At 64.7% G+C, this 22661-nt stretch carries 18 protein-coding genes; 7 read left to right on the top strand and 11 right to left on the bottom strand.

The features are described from left to right. Positions 1-18: 18 nt before the first annotated feature. The 10 genes from I2488_RS17655 to I2488_RS17700 all read right to left on the bottom strand — a co-directional run bounded on the left by I2488_RS17655 (position 19) and on the right by I2488_RS17700 (position 13265). Positions 19-813, bottom strand: coding sequence for a hypothetical protein (locus I2488_RS17655; protein WP_196277101.1), 795 nt, complete (start codon positions 811-813; stop codon positions 19-21). A 155-nt stretch (positions 814-968) separates the two neighbouring features. Further along, positions 969-1898: an alpha/beta hydrolase gene (locus tag I2488_RS17660; protein ID WP_196277102.1), complete on the bottom strand. Its 930-nt coding sequence runs from the start codon at positions 1896-1898 to the stop codon at positions 969-971. 76 nt (positions 1899-1974) lie between these two features. Further along, positions 1975-4089 (bottom strand): TonB-dependent receptor domain-containing protein, encoded by a 2115-nt coding sequence (locus I2488_RS17665; RefSeq protein ID WP_196277103.1) that lies wholly within the window; start codon positions 4087-4089, stop codon positions 1975-1977. Positions 4090-4228: 139 nt separating this feature from the next. Continuing rightward, positions 4229-5032 carry a cupin domain-containing protein gene (locus I2488_RS17670; RefSeq protein ID WP_196277104.1) on the bottom strand — a complete coding sequence of 268 codons (804 nt, stop codon included), beginning with the start codon at positions 5030-5032 and terminating at the stop codon, positions 4229-4231. Next, entirely contained in the window at positions 5029-6069 is a 1041-nt protein-coding gene (locus I2488_RS17675) for a mannose-1-phosphate guanylyltransferase (RefSeq protein WP_196277105.1), read from the bottom strand. Before I2488_RS17675 ends, I2488_RS17670 begins: the two co-directional genes overlap by 4 nt. Positions 6070-6116: 47 nt before the next feature. Next, positions 6117-7364, bottom strand: a complete 1248-nt coding sequence (locus I2488_RS17680; RefSeq protein WP_343071109.1) for a glycoside hydrolase family 130 protein — start codon at positions 7362-7364, stop codon at positions 6117-6119. A gap of 31 nt (positions 7365-7395) precedes the next feature. Next, complete coding sequence (locus tag I2488_RS17685) at positions 7396-9783, bottom strand: glycosyltransferase family 4 protein (protein WP_246465748.1); 2388 nt, start codon at positions 9781-9783, stop codon at positions 7396-7398. A gap of 177 nt (positions 9784-9960) precedes the next feature. Further along, entirely contained in the window at positions 9961-10725 is a 765-nt protein-coding gene (locus I2488_RS17690) for a TonB family protein (protein WP_246465749.1), read from the bottom strand. A 72-nt stretch (positions 10726-10797) separates the two neighbouring features. After that, positions 10798-11193 carry an acyl-CoA thioesterase gene (locus I2488_RS17695; RefSeq protein WP_196277107.1) on the bottom strand — a complete coding sequence of 132 codons (396 nt, stop codon included), beginning with the start codon at positions 11191-11193 and terminating at the stop codon, positions 10798-10800. Further along, positions 11190-13265 (bottom strand): S9 family peptidase, encoded by a 2076-nt coding sequence (locus I2488_RS17700; RefSeq protein WP_196277108.1) that lies wholly within the window; start codon positions 13263-13265, stop codon positions 11190-11192. Before I2488_RS17700 ends, I2488_RS17695 begins: the two co-directional genes overlap by 4 nt. A gap of 63 nt (positions 13266-13328) precedes the next feature. Here I2488_RS17700 and I2488_RS17705 point away from each other — a divergent pair, with 63 nt between their 5' ends. The 7 genes from I2488_RS17705 (at position 13329) to I2488_RS17735 (ending at position 21963) form a co-directional block, all read left to right on the top strand. Further along, complete coding sequence (locus tag I2488_RS17705; RefSeq protein ID WP_196277136.1) at positions 13329-15128, top strand: aminopeptidase P family protein; 1800 nt, start codon at positions 13329-13331, stop codon at positions 15126-15128. A 55-nt stretch (positions 15129-15183) separates the two neighbouring features. Then, complete coding sequence (locus I2488_RS17710) at positions 15184-15552, top strand: VOC family protein (protein ID WP_196277109.1); 369 nt, start codon at positions 15184-15186, stop codon at positions 15550-15552. Positions 15553-15776: 224 nt separating this feature from the next. Continuing rightward, complete coding sequence (locus tag I2488_RS17715) at positions 15777-16391, top strand: EF-hand domain-containing protein (RefSeq protein ID WP_196277110.1); 615 nt, start codon at positions 15777-15779, stop codon at positions 16389-16391. 6 nt (positions 16392-16397) lie between these two features. Continuing rightward, complete coding sequence (locus tag I2488_RS17720; RefSeq protein ID WP_196277111.1) at positions 16398-17135, top strand: response regulator; 738 nt, start codon at positions 16398-16400, stop codon at positions 17133-17135. A 5-nt stretch (positions 17136-17140) separates the two neighbouring features. Beyond that, complete coding sequence (locus I2488_RS17725; protein WP_196277112.1) at positions 17141-18532, top strand: ATP-binding protein; 1392 nt, start codon at positions 17141-17143, stop codon at positions 18530-18532. A 136-nt stretch (positions 18533-18668) separates the two neighbouring features. Further along, positions 18669-21335 (top strand): M1 family metallopeptidase, encoded by a 2667-nt coding sequence (locus I2488_RS17730; RefSeq protein ID WP_196277113.1) that lies wholly within the window; start codon positions 18669-18671, stop codon positions 21333-21335. Positions 21336-21645: 310 nt separating this feature from the next. Further along, positions 21646-21963 (top strand): GIY-YIG nuclease family protein, encoded by a 318-nt coding sequence (locus I2488_RS17735; RefSeq protein WP_196277114.1) that lies wholly within the window; start codon positions 21646-21648, stop codon positions 21961-21963. Between the two features lie 88 nt (positions 21964-22051). Here the strand turns inward: I2488_RS17735 and I2488_RS17740 are convergent, their stop codons facing one another. Further along, on the bottom strand, positions 22052-22516 hold the full coding sequence (locus tag I2488_RS17740; RefSeq protein ID WP_196277115.1) for an SMI1/KNR4 family protein: 465 nt from the start codon (positions 22514-22516) through the stop codon (positions 22052-22054). Positions 22517-22661: the final 145 nt, after the last annotated feature.

The following is a 22661-nucleotide window of genomic DNA, read 5'->3' on the forward strand; positions in this document are numbered from 1 at the left end:
CATTCTGCGACAGAGCACTCATGAAAAACTGGCCTCAACCTCGATGACAAAGGTAGAAAGCCAACCAGCACTAAAGTTCGCATATTTTGCGAAATTTCCAGTCATTCCGAAGCTCATATCTGTCGATTGGGAAAACTGCATTTTCCCACGTCGAGCATAACGCGTTGCAGCAACAACTTCAGGAAAATCATTTAGCCAAACATAACTCGGCAAATGCTCTATCCGATTTTCATCGTCGCAAGTCAGCGTCATGCGTCTTTCGTTAGCATTTCTCGATTCCGCTTTGATATTTACGGGCAATTTTTCCAATTTACCGCCCACAACGACATGAGTTCTATCCGCAGATCGAATTAAAATACTCAGAGATTTTAAATGAGTCTCCGCCCTCAAGTAGTGAATTATTTCTGAAACTTGCTGACTCATAATATAGCTGTGGAAATCAGTTGATTTAATGATTCGGGATAGCTCGCTTGGCCTTGGATGGCGCATGTAAGTGATACCCCGCCTAAGCGGCTGACCATGTATATCTTGTGTATGACTAGCAATTTCAGCTGGGAGATAGGTAACCGGAGGCGGAGTTTCCGGCCCCCAAAACAGCTCCCACGCGCCCGCCGCAACAAGCCCGCCCGCAGCAGCTAACGAAACGGATGCTGCCGTTGTTGCAATCACAGGCGCAGCGGCTACACCCACCACCGTCACAATGGGAAGGGCTAAATATGGCCGATCCTTTGCTTGCCGTTTTGCACCATCCAAAATCTGCTTTGACCAACTGATGATTTCCGGCTCTTCCACCCGAATAATCTCAACAGACATGGCGGCCTCCTATAGTGGAAAACGCCAACCGCATCGGCGTGCTGCGTCGTCGGATTGACCGTTACATAGCTGGGGCACGAAGTTCAACCAGCGAGGCGCACGCCCTTATTCGACAATATCTTGGGCAAAATCGCATAGAGTTGCGCTCGGGACGATCACCCCCCAAACACCCCCTTCAACCACGCATCCATCACCGGCGTCGCGGGATAGTCCGGTTCGCCCAGCTTGCGGTTGATCTCGGCGTGGCCTTGCAAGCCGGTGCCGGGGAAGCTGCCGTATTCCACCTTCACGCCCGCCTGCTTCAGCGCCGCGCCGAGTTCCTGCGCCTGTGCCACGCCGTCCTTGCGCTGGACGTGCAGCAACAAGAAGCGCGGGGCGTTGGGGGCGGCGGCGTGGAATACCGGGGATAGCGCCTTCTGCCGCGCCAGGTCGGTGCCGAAGGCCTGTTTGTAGGTATCGGCCATCATGCGGCCGGCCTGCTCCATCTGCCTGGGCACGTCATAGGCCGCGCCGTCGTTGGGCATCACGCCGTCGATGTCGGCGAAGGACAGGCCCGCCTTGCGCAAGTATTGCTCGTCGGTCCCCACCAGCGCGACGAGGTGGGCGCCCGCGCTGTGGCCGGTGATGACGACCTTGCTGCGGTCGATGCCCAGCTTGTCCGCCCGCGCCAGCAGATACGCCAGCGCCTGCGCCACGTCGCTCGCCTGTTGCTCGACTGTGGCGGCGGGGACGAGACGGTAGTTGATCGAGGCGAAGGCGTAGCCCTGATCGCGCAAGTGGCCGGGCAGGGCATTGCCCATCGCCGTATCCTTGCTCCCACGCTTCCACCCGCCGCCGTGGACGTAAAGCACCAGCGGCGCATTCTTCGCGCCCACAGGAGCCCAGAAGTCCATGACCTGCAGCGGGTCAGTGCCATAGGACAAGGTCTGCGCACCGGGCGCTCGTTCACGCCTGGCCGAACCTTCGGCGCGCTGTTCCATGCGCTTGGCGATGCGTTCGCGCAATCGGTCGCCGGGGCGCGCTTCGGCCAGCCCTGCCCCGAGAATGACCAGCGCAGCAGCGCCTGCGATTCCGATCCGCTTCATGCCGTGACCTCACCGTTTCCCTGATCCTTCGGGAAAGCTGCTGGGCCACGGCTTTATCGGCGATGAACCGTTGACCTTAAAAGCTCACCCTCGCACTCACACGTATGTCGCGGCCTGCCAGCGGGGCGAAGTCCTTGAGGAAGGAGGCGTGGCGGCGGGCGTCGACGTCGAAGATGTTGTTGGCCGAAAGCGCGAAGGAGAGCGGGCGCTCGTTGCCCCACGGGCGGAAGTTCACTTCGGCGTTGACCAGTGTGAAGCTGGCGGTCGGCGTCTCGAAATTGGCGAGGCGCGGCTGGCTGTCGCTCCATTCCACTTCGCCGCGCACGTCCACCTTCTCGCCCTTGAGGCCCAAGCCACCGAGCAGGCGCAACGGCGGAATGCGCGGTGCGGGGCCGACGCCTTCGATCTTGGCATGGACATAATCGGCCACGCCATCGGCCACCACGTCGAACCCGCCGAGCTTGGCCAGCGTGACCGTGCCCTGCAGTTCGAAGCCGTAGTAACGCGCCTTGCCTTGGGTGAACTGGAACACCGGCAGCCCATCCTCGACCGCGCCGGTCAGGCTCTCGTAGATGAAGTTGTCGAACCAGTTGTGATAGACCGAGGCTTCGAGCGTATAGCCAGGGCCGGAGCCGCGCAGCACGCCCTCCAGACCCCAGGCGCGTTCGGTCCTGAAGTCCGGATTGCCGACTTCGAACGCCTGCGTCCCTGCGTGCGGGCCGTTGGCGAAAAGCTCCTCCGCCGAGGGCGCGCGCACGGTGCGGCTGAGGTTGACGCCGAAGCGCCAGCCGTCGGCAAAGCCATAGGACGCGCCCGCCGAACCTGAGACGGTATCGAAGGTGCGCTTGCCATTGAAGAACTGCGGCTGGTCAGGCAACGGCTTGGCTTCGAGCACGGTGTGCTCATAGCGCGCGCCGCCTTCGAGCTTGAGCGCGCCGAGATCCAGCTGCTGCAGCGTGAAAAGCCCCAGCTGCTGGGTCGAGTTCTTGGGCAGGAAGGCTTCATCGCCGATCACGTTGAAATCGCGGGCGAAGTACTGGACGCCGCTCGCCCCCTTCCACGCGCCGCGATCGGCTTGCACCAGCTCGACGCGGCCTTCGAGGCCCTTGTTGTAGAACGCGGTGCCGATCGCGCCATCGGGCTCCAGTTCGAAGTGGCGGTATGAGGCAAACCCGGCGCGGGCCTTGATCGACTTGAGGAAACCGCCGCCGGTTTCGACCTCGGCGCGCAGATCGACGCGATCCTGCGCCACGTCGAGCCGGGGGGCTTCCTGCTCTTCGCCCGGGCGGATCGCATAGCGGGTGGGGATGCCGTAGAGGCTGTCGTAGTGACTGTAGGAAACGCCGATGTTGCCGGTATCGGTGATCAGCGCCGCGCCAACGCCTGCGGTCCAGGTCTCGGCGGCGGAGTTGGGCAGGCGACCCTTGAGCGACGCGTTGCGGGCAAAGTCGATGCCTTCGTCCAACTGCTCCTGCGTCTCGGTCCCGGCATTAGCGAGGGCGACGGCGCGGGCCGAGGGGGCGAGCACGTAATCGCCCACGCGCAAGTTGCCGGTCTTGAGGTAGCTGCCATCGGCGTGGACGACGAACTGCTTGCCCACCGGCACGTCAACCGCCGCGCCGATCGAGCGTTCGTCCGCTGCCGTGCCGTACGTCGCCATGGCATCGACGTGGGCGATCTCGTCCGGCACGACGCGGGGGATGCGCTTGTCGATCACGTTGACGACGCCGCCGATGGCCGAGGAACCGAACAGCAGCGTGGCAGGCCCGCGCAGCACCTCGATGCGCTCGGCCAGCAGCGGGTCGATCACCACGGCGTGGTCGGCGCTGGTGTTGGACACGTCGAAGGCGCCGATGCCGTCGGTCAGGATGCGGACGCGCTCGCCCTGAAGACCTCGCAGCACCGGGCGCGAGGCGTTGGGTCCGAACGAGGTTGCCGAGACGCCGGGGGTGCGATCAAGCGTTTCGCCGATGGTCGGGCGGATCGACTGCGCCAGTTCCTGCCCCTGCAGGACCGAGACGCCGGAGATGATGTCCGCGCGGTCGCGATTGAACGCAGCGGTCACGACGATCTGCGTCGGCGTCTGGGCGTGGGTGTCACCTTGGTCGTCAGCGGCGGGGGCCGGGGCCTGCTGGGCCATGGCCGGGGTGGCAATTGCGGCGACACCGAGGAGGAGAGCGGTAAGACGCATGGAATGTCCTTGCTTTATGCGACCTTGCCACCGGCCCTTTGACCGTGCGGCGTTGGCGGCTCCATATCGCCACGCTGCGCATGTTACAACATAACATTACATGAATTCGCCACCCTTTTTGCCGGGGCGGCAGGAAATGCTAGACCGGGCGGACGAGCAGGCAGGTGCCTGATGTAGAGAATCGGACGTTCTGCGCAGTGTCAGCCAGCGCGCATTGACCTACGTCCACACTTTCACCGGAAAGAGACACGGCTGTGTCGACAGGGATCACCAGGCACGGCGCGTCATAGGCGGAACGAACCTCGGGCGCAGGTTCACCGATCACGCAATCGGCGGTGAAATACTTGCCGCTCGCAAGAGTGCCCGACTTTGAGAGCACGTCATGGCGACGCAGCGAGGGAGCGTGCGGCCCGCCTTGCGCAACGGCCACGCTCTGGTCGAGGTGCAGTTCGCGCGGACGACCGTAGTCGTAAAGGCGATAGGTGATGTCGCTGTTCTGCTGGATCTCGATCAGGCTGATGCTCGCGCCGATGGCGTGGACGGTGCCCGCCGGGATAAAGAAGAAGTCCCCGCGCTTGACCGGGTACCAGTCCATCAGGCCTTCGATGCTGCCATCCAGGGCTGCGGCGCGCATGGCCTGTGCATCGAGATGCTGGCCAAATCCGATGCCCAGCTTCGCGTCAGGCTCGGCATCGAGGATCAGCCAGCACTCCTCCTTGCCGCGGTCGGTCTCGCCAAGTTCCCGCGCCTGCGCATCGGTGGGATGGACCTGCACCGACAGCTTTTGGCTGGTGAAGATGTACTTGACCAGGATCGAGGGCAGTTCCGGCGGCGGTTCGAACCAGATTTCGCCGATGCTTCTTCCGGAAAACTCTTCGAACGGCGCAGGCAGATCGTTCTTGCCCCACGGCTTTTCGACCAATCGCCGGGGCAGCAACTTCACTGGTTCGCGGCTCCTGAAAGCTTGCCCACGCTCTGTGCGCCTTCGGGCGTGCAGACGAGGACTTCGTCGCCATCGACGACGATCATGAGATTCGACGCGCCCACCACCGAAACGCGGGGGCCGTCACTCATAACGAGTACGTTGCTGCAATCCTTCAGTTCCGCCGGTCCACGGACGGCATTGCCCGCTTCGTCGCACGCCTGCGCCTCGTGCAGCGCCTGCCAGTTGCCGATGTCGGACCATGCCATCACGGCGGGCACCATCGCCGCACGCGTGGTGTTTTCCATCACCGCGTAATCGACCGACTCGCTCGGCACCTGCGCAAAGGCATCGCTGTCGGGATAGAAGCGCATCCCGTCGGCCTTGCCTGCGGCCACCGCCGCTTTGACCGCCTCGAGGATGCGAGGGCGGTGCTGCCCGAGTTCCTCGAGGAACGTGCCGACGCGGAAGGCGAAGATGCCGCCGTTCCATGCGTATTCGCCGCTCGCAAGGAACTCCATGGCCCGCGCCAGATCGGGCTTTTCGACAAAGCGCTCGACCCGCATCCCCGCCGAACCTTCGATTTCCGATCCTTGCTTGAGATAGCCGAAGCCGGTTTCCGGCGCGGTGGGCACGATGCCGAACGATACCAGCCAGCCCTGCTCGGCCAATGCTGCGGCGTTGCTGGCCGCAGCGCGGAAGGCGGTGCAATCCCCGATATGGTGGTCGCTGGGACAGACCAGCATGACGGAGTCTTGCGGCAGGGTCAGTGCCGCCAGCGCGATCGCGGCGGCGGTGTTGCGCCCCTGCGGCTCGACGATCACCCGCGTCCGCGCCGGATCAGGCAATTGCTCCTCGACAAGGTCGAGATGCGCAGCGCCGGTGACGACAACCGGATCGCCGAAGCCCTCTTCGGGAGGGCAGCGCATCACTGTGGCGCGGAACAGGGTTTCATCGCCCACCAGCGGCAGGAAGGGCTTCGGCCGCGTCTTGCGCGAACGGGGCCACAGCCGGGTGCCGCTGCCGCCGCACAGGATCACGGGTACTATGTCAGTCATCAGCAGCCTTGTTGTTGCATTGGCGGCCCCGCAAGGGAGCGCGGGTTCTAGCGGGTCGCGTCCATTCTTGCCAGCATCTCGGCAATCGAGGTGGTGGCAAATCCCACAGCACTGTCGGAAATGCCGTAGGGCACGAGCAGCTGCTCGCCGACCAGCAACGCGCCGCAGGTGTAGACCACGTTGGGCACATAGCCGAAGCGGTCTGCGTCAATTGCCGTCAGCAGCGGCTTGCTCGACCGGGCGATGACTTTCGAGGGATCATCGCGATCGAGCAGCGCACAACCGAGCGCATACTTGCGCATCGCGCCGACGCCGTGCGTAAGCAGCAACCAGCCCTGATCGGTCAGGATCGGGCTGCCGCAGTTGCCGATCTGCACGAACTCCCACGGGAATTCCGGCTCCATCAGCAGGACGCCGTCATCGTCCCATCGTTCAAGTTTGTCTGAACGCAGCAGGAACAGGTTTTTGCCGTCCTGTCGCCCGACCATGCAGTATTGCCCGCCAACCTTCTGCGGGAACAGCGCCATGCCCTTGTTGCGCCCGGCGCGCCCGATGATCGGTTCGAGCAGGAACGAGCGGAAGTCACGCGTGCGCAACAGTTCCGAGCGGATCTCGGCGCCGGAATAGGCGGTGTAGGTGCCGATCCATTCGTAATCGCCACCGCCATGATCGAAGCGCACAAGGCGCAGGTCCTCCAGCCCGCCGCGCTGCTGCTCGGTCACCGGGAAGATCACGCTGTTGGACAGGGTGCTTTCGGCATGGCGGTGCAGGGTCACCGCGCAGTCATCGCCAACACAGGCCGTCAGGCTGTTGTCGGGCAGCATGGCCGTGGCAAAGTGGCTCTGCGGCCAAAGCTCGAACGCGCCATCGGGCAGGGCAATGCCTTCGCGGAACACGATCGAACTGATGTGGCCTTCCCCCACGGCGCGCAGGCTCATGACGAAGCGCACGGCACCGCCGGTCATGCCCGATTGGTCGGGATGGGGGACGATGCTGGGGTTCATCAGTGCGGCTGCGGCGTAGGTATACTCGTGGCAGAAGTACGCCCCGATCAGCCGCTTGCGGCGGCTCGACAGTTCCGAACCGTCAAAGCCCAGCACGGCTTCCATCTGGCGATAGCGTTCCTCGAACAGTTGCTCGGTCTGCCAGTGGCGTTCCTCGAAATCGTGCAGGACGCGGGCGTACTCCTCGTCCGCCTCGCTGCTGCTGAGCGAGATGACATCGTCGACCAGCTTGCGCGCACGCGCGCCGGAACCGCCGGGCCCCTGCCAGCCAAGATGAAACGGACGGAGCACGACCCGCGATGGATCGGCATGAAGCCTTTGTTCAAGCACCCGCAAGCTGTTGCGTACCCTTGCTGTTGATCTTCATGGCAATGGTATCGGGCGCGTTCGGTTCCTGACGCGTCTTCCCGGCAAGCGGACGCTGTGCCAGCGCGACCATGGCATAATGCGCCAGCTGGAACGCGAGGATCGATTCCGCCCCGCAATTGAGGTTGACGCCCTGCGGTGTCACCCCATCGCGGCAACGTCCCGAGACGATATCGCCCAGCACCTCGCCACGATCGTTGCCGCCAAGGAACCAGCGATAGGCGGTTTCGGCATGGCGCAGCCAGGTCGCGTCGCCGGTCGCGGCAAAGGCCGCAGCCGCAGCATCGACCGCCGCCCACGCTTCGAGCGGCTGCTGGTCGAAGGGCATGTTCTCGTAAGGCCGACCGAAGGTTTCCGAGCCGACAGGGCGGAAATGCCCCTGTGCCGAAACCTGCTGGCGTGCGATGAAGCGCAGCGACGACAGGCCGGACTGAGTCCAGTCATCGCGCCCGAGAACCTGACCTGCCCCGATCAGCGCCTGCGAGAGGCGCGGGTTGTCATAGCTGAGCATGGCTTCGAACCACGCCCAGTCGGGACGCCGCGCCTCGTTCAGCAGGCTGGCCAGAAGCTCGCCGCCGTGCTGCAGGCTTTCCCGCGCTGCGCCGTGCGACGGGTTGGCCCGCAAGGCCTCGATGCAGCCGAGCATGACAAAGGCGACTGTGCGCGGCGCATCCATTGCAGCAACCGGCGCCAGCGCGATGTCGAACCACTGCGACGCCCAGTAACGCAGACCCTCGTCAGGCGCGTCGTTCATTGCCCGACCCAGCGCCCAGACGGTGCGGCCATTGCTGTCCGCGGAACCGATCGGTTCGCACCAGGTGCGGTCAAAGTTCATGAAGTTGCGGAAGGCCTGCGCTTCCGGATTCCACGCGTGCTGGATGAACGAGGCATAGACCGTGGCCCAGCGCTGGCGCTCGGCCAGAGGCACGGAATCCGCCGCGCCCATCAGCATCAGCGCGCGCACGTTGTCGTCGAGGCAATAGCCGTGGCGACGGTCGGGCACCGTGCCGATCGAATGCTGGAGCATGCCGGTGGCATCGCCCATCGCGGCAACGCCCGAGAAGCCGGGCGTGGCCAGCAAAGGCATCGAACGCGCCGGGCGTACGACGACGCTTTCGACCAGCGCGCGCGCGGCAGCGGCAAAGCGCGGCCAGATCGTTTCGCGCCCCTTGTCCCACGCACGCTTCTGCACGGCGCGCAACTCGTCCGGATCATCGAGCAGGCGGTTGACGGCCGCTGCGATCACGTCTGCCTGTCGCGGTTCCACCAGCACGCCCACGCCATCGGCGAGCAGTTCGCGGGCGTGGACGTAAGGCGTCGAGACTACCGCCTTGCCCAGCGCCACGGCATAGCTCAGCGTGCCCGAGGTGGACTGCTGCATGTTGGGATAGGGCGTGAGGTAGATGTCGCAGGCCTCGAGCTGGTCGAGCAGTTCGTCGAGATCGAGGAAGCGGTTGTCCCATTCGATGTTGGCCGCGACGCCAAGGTCCTGCGCCAGCTTCTCCAGGCCTTCGCGATAGCGTTCGCCCTCGCTGGCAACGAGGTTCGGGTGCGTGGCGCCGACGATGCGGTAGATCACGTCCGGGTGGTTCTCCACCACGGCAGGCAGCGCCTCGATCACGGTTTCCAGACCCTTGCCCGGACCGAGCAGGCCGAACGTCATCATCACGCGGCGGCCCTGATGGCCAATCCGCGCCTTGTAGGCCTCACCCCGGCCGAACGGGCGGTCGGGCGCGCCGTGGGGGATCACGGCAACACGTTCGGGCGCAACGTGGTAAAGCTCCTGCAGCAGCCCCATCGAATGCTGCGACATGACCATCACACGCGAGGCGCGGCGCAGGATATGTTCGAGTACTTCACGCTGGTGCGCCGAAGGCTCGGCCAGCACCGTGTGCAAGGTGACGATCAGCGGCGCGGCGACGCGGTCAACCAGTTCGAGCACCATGTCGCCGTCCTGGCCGCCGAAGATGCCGTATTCGTGCTGCAGCCAGACCGCGTCGACCGCGTCCTCGTTCATGCGGCGAGCGGCGGCGCGATAATCCTCTGCGCTGTCAGACCGAATCAGGCCTCGGACACCCTCGTAGGCGAGAGGCGAGCGAGGATCGTCGATCACATGCAGATCAACGGCAACATCGGAATGATGCGCGCGAAGCTGCTCGTAGATGTCGGTGGTGAAGGTGGCGATGCCGCACTTGCGCGGGGTGTAGCCACCAATCAGGGCAATGCGGCACGGAGCTTTCTGGCCGCGCCGCAGGAAGGAGAGGACTCCGGGAGCGGTAGCGTCGCCGGTGCCAAAGGCATTGTCGATGAGAGTCATGGCGTGCGGGTTCTTCCGAAGGTTCATCGCAGAGCCGCGTTGCGCGGTTGCTGTACTGTCGATGAACCAACGCGGGGCGGGCAATCCGGTTGCATTGCAATGCAACAAATACGCCGTATGAATAACGCAGGTTGTCGTAAAAGTTCTTCAATCCAACTGCTTGTATAACACAGGATATACCGAAAGCAGTGCTGCAGCGCAGCATCATGGCGCGAACCAGCGCTGCTCCCAGCCATATGTCGAAGAAACGGGATTGCCATCGGCGTCGGTGGCCGGACGGAAGCGGAAACGTTCGGTGGCGAGACGGCAGGTCACCGCGTCGGCTTCGGGCACCCCGCTCGCACGGTAGATACGGCACGCCGACACGCGGCCGTCAGCGCCCACGGTCAGCAGGATAACCACGCGCTTGCCGATGCGTTCCTGCTGGCTTTTTACCGGATAGTCGCGGGTCGATCGGATATCGCCGGCGATCTTCTCGGCCTTGCGGGCGAGGCCGCCGCCGGAGCCATTGCCGCTTGCGCCGCTGCCGGTGCCCATCCCCTCGCCACCCCCGCCAGTGCCCTGCCCCTGGGCGGTGGCGCCCGAGCGCGTGTCCTTCCCGGTCGAGGCAACGGGGGGCGCGTTCTCCTGCCGCGAGGGGACGCGGGCCTTGGCGACGACCGGCTTGGGCTTGGCCTTCTTCCCCTCCTCGCCCGATGCACCGGCTGGCTCGGGCGCGGTCGGGGTAGGCGTGGGCTTTGGCTCTTCCAGCGGCACGTCGAAAGTGCTGGTGGTGAACGTCTCCTTGGCGAGATCGGTAATCGCCGGGACGCCGCCGAAACCGTGGATCACGCCCCACAGCACCGCGATATGCAGCAATGCAGCCAGCATAGTTGGCACAAGCCGATCGCGCCCGCTGCGCTGGCGGTCGCGATAGCGCCCTGACGGCGTGACTGCACCACTCGTCGTTTCCACGTACTGCCCTTGCATCTGCAGCCAAACGCGTGCCGGCGCGCGATGGTTGCAACCATTCCGGCAGAATGGAAAGGCCCGGGCGAAAACCTAGGGCAGGAACGGCGCCGCCACGTCCTTGGGCACGCGCAGGATGCGGCCCGAGGCGCGGTCGATGATCGCCCAGGTGGTCTTGGCGCTGACAATGACCTTGCCCGCCGCGTTGCGGAAATCGACCCGCCGATCGAAGCGCGCGCCGGTCGGCGGCTCGGGGATGAATGTCTCGGCGGTCACGCTTTCGCCCGCGACGATGTTGCCGCGATAATCGATCTCGTGCCGCGTCACGACCCAGACGTAAGCGTCTTGGTGCTCCGCCGCCGCCACCGCCGACCAGTGCGCGGTCGCGATGTCCTGAATCCAGTTTACCCACACCGCATTGTTGACATGGCCGAGCTCGTCGATGTGCTCGGGGCCTGCGGTGAAGGTCAAGGTGTGGCGGTTGCTCAAGCCTCCACCCCCAGCTGCCACAGGATGAAGGCGAACTCTTCCGCTGTTTCCTTCAAGCTCTCGAACCGGCCCGACTTGCCGCCGTGCCCTGCGCCCATGTTGGTCTTTAGGATCAGCTCGTTGGCGTCGGTCTTCACCTCGCGCAGCTTGGCCACCCACTTGGCGGGCTCCCAATAGGTCACGCGCGGATCATTGAGTCCCGCCGTCACCATCAGCGGCGGATAGGCCTGGGCCTTGACCTGATCGTAGGGCGAGTACGAGTGGATCAGCTCGAACGCGGCCTTGTCCTCAATCGGGTTGCCCCATTCCGGCCATTCGCCGGGGGTGAGCGGCAGGTCCTCGTCGAGCATGGTGTTGAGCACGTCGACGAACGGCACATGCGCCACGACCGCGCCCCACAGCTCGGGATCGGAATTGATCACCGCACCCATCAGCTCGCCCCCGGCCGAGCCGCCCGAGATGCTGATCTTGCCGGCCTGCGTGAAGCCGCGCTCGATCAGGCCCTTCGCCACGTCCACGAAGTCGTTGAAGGTATTGGTCCGCGCCTCCAGCTTTCCGGCCTTGTACCACGCGCGGCCAAGGTCATCGCCGCCCCGGATATGCGCGATGGCATAGGCAAAGCCGCGATCGACGAGGCTCAGGCGCGTGGTCGAGAAGCCGGGGCCAATGGCGATGCCATAGGCGCCATACCCATAGAGATGCAGCGGCCCACCGGACTTGCGGTCCTTGCGCCAGACCACGCTGACCGGAACCATCGTGCCGTCGCGGGCAGCGATTTCCAGCCGCGCGGTTTCGTAGAGCGAGGCGTCATACCCGCTCGGGATTTCCTGCACCTTGAGCAGCGTCAGGCTGCGGGTGGCCACGTGGTAGTCATAGGACGACGCCGGGCTGACCATCGATTCATAGCCGACGCGCAGCACCGACATGTCCCACTCGGGATTGTCGCCCAATGAGGCTTCGTAGCTCGCCTCCGGGAATTCGATCGGTTCGACCCGCGAAGGATCGTCGTAATAGCGCACCTCGATGCGATCCAGCCCGCGCACCCGGCCTTCGGTGACGTAGAAATTGCGGAACAGGTCGAACCCGGTGAGATAGAAATCGTCCGTCCCCTCGATCAACGTGGTCCAGTTGCCGGGATCGGACAGCGGCGCCGTCGCCAAACGGAAGTTCTCGTGCGTGTCGTTGGCGTGGATATAGAGCACGCCGTCACGCTCATCGACATCGTACTCCACGCCCTTCTGCCGCGGCTTGACCAGCAGCGGCTCGGCCAGCGGATCGTCCGCCGGAACCAGCCGCACTTCGCCGGTTTCGTGGTCCCCGGTCGAGATGATCAGCCACTTCTCGTTCGCCGAAAGCGAAGCGCCGACGCGGAAGCCCTCGTCGTCCTCGTGATAGAGTTCGACGTCATTTTCCAGCGGCTGGCCGATCCAGTGCAGACGGGCATTGTCCGTCCGCCAGTTCTCGTTGGCGAGGCTGTAGACGAGGCCGGTGTCGTCCTTCACCCAGATCAGGCCGGAGAGCGTACCGGGGATTTCGTCGGGGAGGATCTCGCCGGTCGCGATTACCTTGATCCGCGCGGTGAAGCGCTCCGAGCCATTGTCGTCAACCGACCAAGCCAGCTTCGTCCCGTCCTTCGACACGGCAATCGCGCCGAGGCGGAAGTAGTCCTTGCCTTCGGCCAGCGCCACTTCATCAAGGATCAGTTCGTCCGCGCTGCCATCGTCGGCCGCGCCCACCGGACGGCGCCACCACTTCTTGTATTCGGCGCCTTCCTCGAATTCGATCCAGTAGAGGAAATCGCCATCCTTCTGCGGGACCGACTTGTCGGCCTCCTTGATGCGCGCGCGCATTTCCTTGAACAGCGCGTCGATCACCGGCTTGCGTTCGCCCATGCGGCTCTCGAACCAGGCGTTCTCGGCCTCGAGATGGGCAAGCACGGTCTTGTCGGTCACCTCGGGATAGCCGGGATCGCGCAGCCAGGCGTAGTCGTCGGAAACGGTCAGGCCGTGGTGCGAGAAGCTGTGCGGGATCTTGGCGGCGACAGGAGGTGTGGCAATGCTCATCCCTCGCATCTATGTTGCGCACATGATGCCCGCAAGGCGGGCCGCCCACATTCAGGACCTTATCCCATGCTGATGCAGACTCACGAAGCCCGCCTCGACGCCTTGCGCAAGCAGCTTGCCAAGGACGGCCTCGACGGCTTCGTCATCCCGATCTCCGACGAGCACATGAGCGAATACGTCGGCGCCTATGCCAAGCGGCTGGAATGGCTGACCGGCTTTGGCGGTTCGGCGGGCACGGCAGTTGTCCTCGCCAACGAGGCGGCGATCTTCGTCGACGGGCGCTATACCCTGCAGGTGCGCGATCAGGTCGATGGCAAGCTGTGGTCGTACCAGTCGGTGCCGCAGACCAGCGTCGGCGAATGGCTGGCCGCTCACGTGCCGCAAGGCGCGAAGATCGGCTTCGATGCCTGGCTGCACTCCGAAGGCTGGGTCGAATCCGTTTGCGCCGCGCTCGACAAGCGTGATGCGACGCTGGTCCCGGTGGCGCACAATCCGGTCGATGCGGTGTGGGAGGATCAGCCCCAACGCTCGCTTGCCGTGGCCGTGCCCCATGCCGATGAACACGCCGGACAGTCCGCGCACGAAAAGCGCGCAGCCGTCGCGGAATGGCTCGGCAGCAACGGCTATGACGCGGCGGTGATCACCGCGCTCGATTCGGTGGCGTGGCTGCTCAACATTCGCGGGTCGGACGTCGATCGCACGCCGGTTGCGCTGTCGTTCGTGATCGCCAATGCCGATGGCACGGCGGATCTGTTCATCGCGCCCGAGAAGGTCACGCCTGAACTGACTGCGCATCTGGGCAATGCCGTGCGTGTCCACCCGCGCGACGCCTTCCTTCATGCTCTTGGCGAGATGAAAGGCCGCAAGGTCGCCGTCGATCCCGAACGCTCGGTCGCCGCGATCTTCCAAGCGCTCCATCAGGCAGGCGCCGAAGCCGTTGCGGTGACCGACCCGGTCGTCCTGCCCAAGGCGATCAAGAACCCGGTCGAGCAGGCGGGGCACCGCGCCGCCCAGGCCCGCGATGGCGCGGCCATCGCCCGCTTCCTGCGCTGGATCGCAGTCGAGGCGCCCAAGGGCACGGTCACCGAACTTTCCGCAGCCGACCGCCTGCAAGCCTTCCGGGCCGAGGGCGGATTGCTTCGCGACTTGTCCTTCGACACGATCTCAGGCGCCGGGCCGACCGGCGCGATAGTCCACTACCGGGTCAGCGAGGAGACCAGCCGCACGCTGGAGCCCAACAGCGTCTACCTCGTCGATTCGGGCGGGCAGTATGTTGACGGCACCACCGACATCACCCGCACCGTCTGGGTCGGCCCGGATGCGCCGCACGCGGAGGTCAAGGACCGCTTCACCCGCGTGCTGAAGGGCCACATCGCGCTTGCCCGCGCCGTCTTTCCCAAGGGCACGGCGGGTAGCCAGCTTGACAGTTTCGCCCGCCAGTTCCTGTGGTCGGCAGGGCTCGACTACGCCCACGGCACTGGCCACGGCGTTGGCAGCTTCCTCGCCGTCCACGAAGGCCCGCAACGCATCGCCAAGGCGAGCGGCGGACAGGCGGGCACCGGCCAGCCGCTGATGCCAGGCATGATCCTCTCGAACGAGCCGGGCTATTACAAGACCGGCGAGTACGGCATCCGCATCGAAAATCTCGTGCTGGTCGAGAAGCGCGACATCGCCGGAGCGGAGGGCGAGTTCTATGGCTTCGAGACGCTTACCTTCGCGCCGATCGCCCGCGATCTGGTCGATGTCGCGCTGCTTTCGCCCGAGGAGCGCGAGTGGCTCGACACCTATCACGCCAAGGTGCGCGAAGTGCTCGCTCCGCAGCTGTCCGGCGACGATCTGGCTTGGCTCGAGGCCGCCTGCGCGCCCTTGTGACGGCCTCATTGTTCACGTATTGTTCCTTATCGACTCACGGATAAGGAACAATGCGATGATCGGATACGTCACTGTCGGCACCAATGATCTGGCGAAGGCTGCCGCCTTCTACGATGCCATCGCTGCAGAAATGGGCGTGGGCCGGATGATGGAGTTCGAAACCGGCATTGCCTGGGGCGCTCCGGGTGGCGGGGCGGGCATCGGCGCGATGGCACCGTTCGATGGCCAGCCCGCAACGGTCGGCAACGGCGTGATGGTCGCGCTCGAAGCGAAGGACAAGGAACAGGTCGGTCGCCTCCACGCCATCGCACTGGCGCACGGCGGCACTTGCGAAGGCGCGCCGGGCCTGCGCGGCGGCGGCTTCTATGCGGCCTATTTCCGCGATCCCGATGGCAACAAGCTCAACGCTTTCGTGATGGGCTGACCGCCCGCGCTTGCGCCCGCATGAACGGCGATCGGCAGGCGCGACAAATTGCGACAATAAACCCGCGTCCCCGGCATAGTCGCGCGACAAGCTGCGCCTAGATAGGGACTACAGGAACTGCGGTCGCCGGCTTTCAGTCCCCCCTGAGCAAGGCATCCCTCCCCCTCTCCTTGCTGAGCAAGGCGGCCGCAGTCTCCTCCCTCTCTCCTGACGGGAACGGACCAATGAAGACATTCCAGATAGCGGCCGTCGCCGCAGTGACGGCCACGGCCTCGCTCGCGCTCTACGCCGCCTCGCCTGCCTTCGCGCAGAAAATGGACGCCGACGGCGACAAGACCATCACCTGGGCCGAAGCCAAGGCCAAGTCCGACGAGATGTGGACCAAGCTCGACGTCAACAAGGACGGCAAGCTCGACAAGGCTGACCAGAGCGCCAAGTGGGCCGAGAAGTTCGCCGAGATCGACACCGACAAGAACGGTTCGATCAGCCAGGCTGAATTCATTGCCCATCACCAGCAGATGAAGGGTCCCGAAGGCCCGGACGGTGACCACAAGGGCCATCGCGGCGGTCGTCGTCACGGCGGCATGGGCGGCATGATGATGGGCGGCCACATGGCAATGATGGCCGACGCCAACAAGGACGGCACCGTCACCCGCGCCGAATTCGATGCTGGCGTGAAGGCGCACTTCGACATGGCCGACGCCAACAAGGACGGCAAGATCACCCCGGAAGAGCGTCGCGCTGCGATGAAGGCCATGGTGGGCAAGATGCGCGGCCCGCATGAAGGACACATGGGCGCAATGGGCGATGGACCTCCGCCGCCGCCTCCGGCAGACTGACGCATAATGAACGAAGCGCCGATCCGACTGCTCCTGGTCGATGACGAACCTGCGCTGCGCGAACCCCTGGCGGACTATCTGGTCCGGCAGGGGTTTGTCGTCACGCAGGCCGGAACCGCTGCCGAAGCCCGCAGCCGCCTGCTCGAAGCGGGCTGCGACCTTGTCCTGCTCGACATCATGATGCCGGGCGAGGACGGTTTGTCGCTCTGCCGCCACCTCGTCGAGGCCAAGCGGCTGCCGGTCATCTTCATCACCGCCAAGGGCGAATCGACCGACCGCATCGTCGGGCTGGAAATCGGCGCCGACGACTACGTGGTGAAGCCGTTCGACCCGCGTGAGCTCGTCGCCCGCATCCGCTCGGTCCTGCGCCGCGCGACCAAGCAGTCGAGCGAAGTATCGGACGCGGTGATCTACGAATTCGAAGGCTGGCGGCTCGATCCGCTCAAGCGCCGCCTGATCGACCGCGAAGGCGCGAACGTCGCCATTTCCTCGGCCGAGTTCCGCCTGCTCATGGCCTTCCTCGACCATCCCCGCCAGGTGCTCGACCGCGACCGCCTGCTCGACATGGTCCAGGGCCGCGAGGCGCACTTGTTCGACCGTGCGGTCGACAACCAGATTTCGCGCCTGCGCCGCAAGGTCGAGGTCGACAGCCGCAATCCCCAGCTGATCCAGACGGTATGGGGCGGCGGATACATGCTCGCCGCCGAAGTGCGCAAGCGCGCACCGACCAGTGAAGAGGCCTGACCGAGGTGAAGTCAATCCGCCTCTGGCCGCGCAGCCTGCAGGGCCAGGTCCTGCTGGCCATCGCGCTTGCGCTGCTGGTGGCGCAGACGATCTCCGCCGTGCTGATCTGGAAGGAACAGAACCACCGGCGCGAATCCAACATGGTCAGCTCCGCAGCCTTCCGCCTGCTTGGCCCCATGCCCGACGGCAGGCGCAAGCACCGCGACGATGACGAGCGGGTGCCGCCGCCATTCCGGCTTGAACACTCGGCAAAGCCGATCCAGCGCGCCGGAGAACCGCGACTGCCGCGCGTGGAACATGAATTGGCGGAAGTCCTCGCGGCACAGGGGCTTTATCCCAAGCAGGTAATCGTGTTCGAGCGAGATCCCCGGACCGACCTCCCCAGCCTGCAGTTCATGCAGCGCCACCGGCGTGAACTTGCCGCCTTTTCGAACGAGCCGATGCCCCGCCTCGTCATTGCCTCGGTCCAGACCGGCACTGGCCAGTGGCTTTCCACCCGCGTCTTTACCGAAGGCGGCGAGTTGCGCGTGCTGGCTCCGCTGGTGGGCCAGACCATCGTGCTCTACCTCGTGCTCGTCGGCACCATGGCACTGATCCTGCGCCGCATGGCACGGCCTTTGAAGGCCCTCACCCGCCGGGTCGAGGATTTCGCCGGCAACCGCACGCTCGATGGCCAGCTCCAGCCCGATGGCCCGGAGGATATCCAGGGCCTGATCGTGGCGCACAACGCCATGGAAGCGCGCATCGCGGCGATGCTCGATGAGAAGGACGTCATGCTCGGCGCAATCGGGCACGATCTCAAGACCCCGCTCGCCGCCCTGCGCGTGCGGATCGAGGCGGTCGAGGACGATGTCGAACGCGCCCGCATGGCCGCGACGATCGAAGACATCAACCGCTCGCTCGACGACATCCTCTCGCTCGCCCGGGTCGGCCGTCCGTCCGATCCCCTTGAACCCACCGAGCTCTCCGCCCTCGTCGCCGACGTGATCGGCGAGTTCGAGGACATGGGCGAGCCGGTCGAGCTTGGCGATACCGACCGCATCGTCCTCCCCGTCCGCGCCACCTGGATGCGGCGTGCCCTGCGCAACCTCGTCTCCAACGCCATGCGCTATGGCGAGCGCGCGCGGATCACGCTCGCCCGCGAAGGCCGTGAGGCAGTGCTGCGCATCGAGGACGATGGCCCCGGCATCCCCGAACACGAAATCGCCCGCATGATGGAGCCGTTCACCCGGCTCGAGGCCTCGCGCAACAGCGGCACCGGCGGCACCGGCCTTGGCCTCACGCTCGCCCGCGCCATCGCTGATCAGCACGGTGGCACGCTTACCCTCGGCAATCGACGCGGGCCGCGCGGCACCATCACTGGCCTGACGGCCACATTGCGCCTGCCGGTCGGTTAAGCCACCGCTCATCCCCGGACAAATAGTCAACCGACACTCGTCGGAGCGCGCCTGTCGTTCGTCGAAAGGAGTCGCTTGTCCGTCGACCGGTTGCTAGTGCAACCAATCTTCATTGCGCCGGGGAGTCATGTTCGGCATGCGTACCATTTCACTTGTTTCCGCTCTTGCCCTGTCCGTTGCGACGGTTGCCGCGCCCGCCACGGCGCAGGCGCAGCTCAATCCCTCGGCCGCAGCAGGCGTCCACACCGACCTGCCCCGCGTCGCGCACCCCTCGCACTACACCATTGCGATCACCCCTGATGCCAAGGCGCTGACCTTCACCGGTACCTCCTCGGTCGATCTCGAAGTCACCGAAGCCACGCCCGCGCTGACGCTCCACGCGCTCGACCTCAAGATCGCCAACGCCACGCTCACGCCGGAGGGCGGCGCCACCATGCCCGTCACCGTGACGATGGACGAGAAGAGCCAGACCGCGACCTTCACCGCCGCCGCACCGCTCAAGCCCGGCAAGTACCGCCTCGACACCAGCTATTCGGGGATCATCAACACCCAGGCCAACGGCCTCTTCGCGCTCGATTACCCGGACAAGGTCACCGGCAAGGACGTGCGCGGCCTGTTCACCCAGTTCGAAGCGCCCGACGCCCGCCGCTTTGCCCCGATGTTCGACGAGCCGATCTACAAGGCCACGTTCGATCTTTCCGCAGTCGTCCCCGCCACGCAGATGGCCGTCAGCAACATGCCGATCGCCAAGGAAGAGCCGCTCGCGGGCGGCATGAAGCGCGTCACTTTCGGCACCAGCCCGAAGATGTCGTCCTACCTCCTGTTCTTCGGCCTAGGGGACTGGGAGCGCCTGACCAAGGAAGCCATGCCCGGCGTCCAGGCCGGCATCGTCGCTCCCAAGGGCAGCGGCGAACAGGCCCGCTTCGCGCTTGACGAGCTTGCACCGCTGATCCCGTACTATTCGGAATACTTCGGCCAGCCCTACCCGCTGCCCAAGATCGACAACGTCGCCGCCCCCGGCCAGTCGCAGTTCTTCTCGGCCATGGAAAACTGGGGCGCGATCCTCACGTTCGAGCGCATCCTGCTCAACGATCCGGCGATCACCAGCGCTGCTGCCCGCCAGAACATCGTCACCACGCAGGCGCACGAAGTGGCGCACCAGTGGTTCGGCAACCTCGTGACGATGGCCTGGTGGGAAGACCTCTGGCTGAACGAGGGCTTTGCCAGCTGGATGGAAACCAAGGCAACCGCCCACTTCCACCCCGACTGGTTCCCGCTGCTCGAGCGCGTCAACGGGCGCGATGCGGCGATGGGCCTCGATGGCTTCAAGACCACGCACCCGATCGTGCAGGAGATCAAGACGGTCGACGAGACCAACCAGGCCTTCGATGCGATCACCTACCAGAAGGGCGAGGCGGTCATCTCGATGCTCGAGGCGTTCGCGGGCGAGAACGTCTGGCGCGACGGGTTGCGCGCCTACATGCGCGATCACAAGTTCGGCAACACCCGCTCGAAGGACCTGTGGCAGGCCATCGAGAAGGCGGGCGCCCCCGGCCTCACCGCCATCGCCACCGATTTCACCACGAAGCCCGGCATCCCGCTGGTCAAGGTGACCGGCATGACCTGCAAGAAGGGCATCGCCACGCTGAACCTCGAGCAGAGCGAATTCAGCGTTGACCGCAAGGACGAAGTCGCCGCCAAGCCGCAGCAGTGGAGGGTGCCGCTGATCGTCTCGGCAGGCTCGGGCGAACCGGTCCGCACCATCCTCGATGGCGGCAAGGCAACGGTGACCGTCAACGGCTGCGGCCCGATCGTGATCAATGCGGGGCAGCTTGGCTACTACCGCTCGCTCTACACGCCGCAGATGCTCACCTCGCTCAAGAAGGCGATGCCGACGCTGCAGCCGGTCGACCAGATGGGCCTGATTGCCGACAACCTCGCACTCTCGGCCAGCGGCTACCAGCCCTACGGTCCTTCGTTCGACCTGCTCGCCGCGATCCCCGGCAATGCCAACCCGGTCGTGCTGTCCAACGCGTTCAATGATTTCGTCGGCGCGTGGCGCGTGCTCGACAAGGACCCGGCGGCGCAGAAGAAGCTCTATGGCAAGGTCGCCAGCACCTACAAGCCGCGCCTGATGGCGCTGGGCTTCGAGCCCAAGGCGGGCGAGCCGCTGCGCGATGCCGACTTGCGCTCGACGCTGATCGCCGGTTTCGGCACGATGGGCGATGCCGACGTCGTGGCTGAAGCGCGCCGCCGCTTCGCCATGCTCGCCAGCAATCCCAAGGCGCTCGACGGTCCGCTCAAGACGACCTGGCTGAACATCGTCGCCCGCAACGCCACCAAGGCCGATTGGGACGCGATCAAGGGCCTGGCCGCCGCCAGCAACAGCGCGGTGGAACGCCAGTTCCTCTACACCTTGCTGGGTCGCCCCGCCGACGCCTCGCTGGCCAAGGCAGCGCGTGACCTTGCGCTGACGGACGCTCCGGGCAAGACCACCAGCGCGGCGATGATCGTCGCCTCGGCTGGCCTTCACCCGGACGAGACTTACGACTTCGCCCTCGCCAACCGCGCGCGGATCGAATCGCTGGTCGATGCCCAGAGCCGCGTGACCTTCATCGCAGGCCTCGGCTCGCAGTCGAACGATCCGGCGATGATCGAGAAGCTCAAGGCGTTCAAGGCCACCGTTCCCGCCGAAGCCTCGCGCCCGGTTGACCGCGTGATCGGCGTCCTGACCGAAAAGGCCCGCACCCGCCCACTGTTCGTCAAGGGCCTGACCGACTGGCAGAACGCGAAGGGGAAGTAAGGCCCAACGCCAACTCATCTCCCCCTCCCCGGCGGGGAGGGGCGCCCTCGTCTACTCCCCTCCCCGGCGGGGAGGGGTTGGGGGTGGGCGAGCGAGGCAAAGCCGAGCGTCCACATTCGCCGTGGCACACCCCCACCCGACCTCCCCCTCAAGGGGGAGGGGCGTTATGAGTCGCAATCATGGCGGCTAGGTACAAACCGCCCCGGATTGCTTCTCCGCCTGTGGTTGGCCATGACAACCGCCTCCATAACCGCACCATTCCCGTCACCCCGGGCTTGACCCGGGGTCCCGCTTCCCCCCTCCTCACGCCATGGACAAGGAAAGGCTCGGCGGCTGGGTCTACATCATGGCCGACCGCTACCGAGGCGCGATGTATGTCGGCGTGACCTCGCACCTTGCCGCCCGCATCCACCAGCACCGCAACGACAGGGGTTCTGACTTCTGCGCCCGCTATGGTCTGAAACGACTCGTCTGGGCCGAGCGAGGCGACCGCATCGAGGACTGCATTGCACATGAAAAGCGCCTGAAGCGCTGGCGCAGGGCGTTCAAGTTCGACCTGATCGAACGGGGCAATCCTGACTGGCTCGACCTCTACGATGTGATCATTGGGGTGAGTGCGACCCAATAGCGGGACCCCGGGTCAAGCCCGGGGTGACGGCGGGTTTTTGGATTGGGTTAAAACCGCTTAGATGACGAGTTTTGGCGGGAAGGAGCTGTTAGAATTCGGGCTTGAACGAAGGATTGACCCACACTCGCTTTACCTGACTCGGCGCGAGCTTAACCTTTGTCATATCGCAAGGCGTTAACTTGGCGACAAAGCCGGGTACATCGCTGGCCACTACCTCGTCCTGACCCTCGATTTCGTGATCCCAGAAGCAAACCGATCCGGATCGTGGCTCCACATAAAAGTAGTTTCCGCAATTATCCTCAGCGAAAGGAATGACGCCAGACGGAAAGCCATCGATCTGCTCGCCCAGCTCCGGCGCTTCCTTCACCGGGATAAAACGGGAGACCGCTACTTCATTGTAACTCGTAACAAGCACATTCTCTTGTGGTTCTGCGCCATCATGATCTCGAACAAAATCAATATATGCCGCAGGCAACTTTTGGCCCAACCAGCTTTCTAACTCGCTGATGGTTTCTGCGGACGGTGAAGGCATCTTGGAGATGTATGCTGTCATAGCCCAACCTTTCGATTACATATTCGCAAGCCAAGCTGACATCCGAAATGGCGTCGTATCCGGAAAGTCCACTTTCAGCACAAGTTGGCGGATAGCTTACGACCCATGCCAAGGCTGAGATATCCACGCAGTTCAGCTTTGGAGC

This window comes from Novosphingobium jiangmenense (assembly GCF_015694345.1).
GTDB lineage: Bacteria > Pseudomonadota > Alphaproteobacteria > Sphingomonadales > Sphingomonadaceae > Novosphingobium > Novosphingobium jiangmenense.

Bases quoted from the DNA above. Each gene is read 5' to 3' on its own strand.
- I2488_RS17715 (WP_196277110.1), top strand. From the start codon at position 15,777: ATGAAGACATTCCAGATAGCGGCCGTCGCCGCAGTGACGGCCACGGCC.
- I2488_RS17700 (WP_196277108.1), bottom strand. From the start codon at position 13,265: ATGCGAGGGATGAGCATTGCCACACCTCCTGTCGCCGCCAAGATCCCG.
- I2488_RS17675 (WP_196277105.1), bottom strand. From the start codon at position 6,069: ATGACTGACATAGTACCCGTGATCCTGTGCGGCGGCAGCGGCACCCGG.
- I2488_RS17705 (WP_196277136.1), top strand. From the start codon at position 13,329: ATGCAGACTCACGAAGCCCGCCTCGACGCCTTGCGCAAGCAGCTTGCC.
- I2488_RS17735 (WP_196277114.1), top strand. From the start codon at position 21,646: ATGGACAAGGAAAGGCTCGGCGGCTGGGTCTACATCATGGCCGACCGC.
- I2488_RS17660 (WP_196277102.1), bottom strand. From the start codon at position 1,898: ATGAAGCGGATCGGAATCGCAGGCGCTGCTGCGCTGGTCATTCTCGGG.
- I2488_RS17665 (WP_196277103.1), bottom strand. From the start codon at position 4,089: ATGCGTCTTACCGCTCTCCTCCTCGGTGTCGCCGCAATTGCCACCCCG.
- I2488_RS17740 (WP_196277115.1), bottom strand. From the start codon at position 22,516: ATGACAGCATACATCTCCAAGATGCCTTCACCGTCCGCAGAAACCATC.
- I2488_RS17690 (WP_246465749.1), bottom strand. From the start codon at position 10,725: ATGCAAGGGCAGTACGTGGAAACGACGAGTGGTGCAGTCACGCCGTCA.
- I2488_RS17710 (WP_196277109.1), top strand. From the start codon at position 15,184: ATGATCGGATACGTCACTGTCGGCACCAATGATCTGGCGAAGGCTGCC.
- I2488_RS17655 (WP_196277101.1), bottom strand. From the start codon at position 813: ATGTCTGTTGAGATTATTCGGGTGGAAGAGCCGGAAATCATCAGTTGG.
- I2488_RS17720 (WP_196277111.1), top strand. From the start codon at position 16,398: ATGAACGAAGCGCCGATCCGACTGCTCCTGGTCGATGACGAACCTGCG.
- I2488_RS17730 (WP_196277113.1), top strand. From the start codon at position 18,669: ATGCGTACCATTTCACTTGTTTCCGCTCTTGCCCTGTCCGTTGCGACG.
- I2488_RS17685 (WP_246465748.1), bottom strand. From the start codon at position 9,783: ATGAACCTTCGGAAGAACCCGCACGCCATGACTCTCATCGACAATGCC.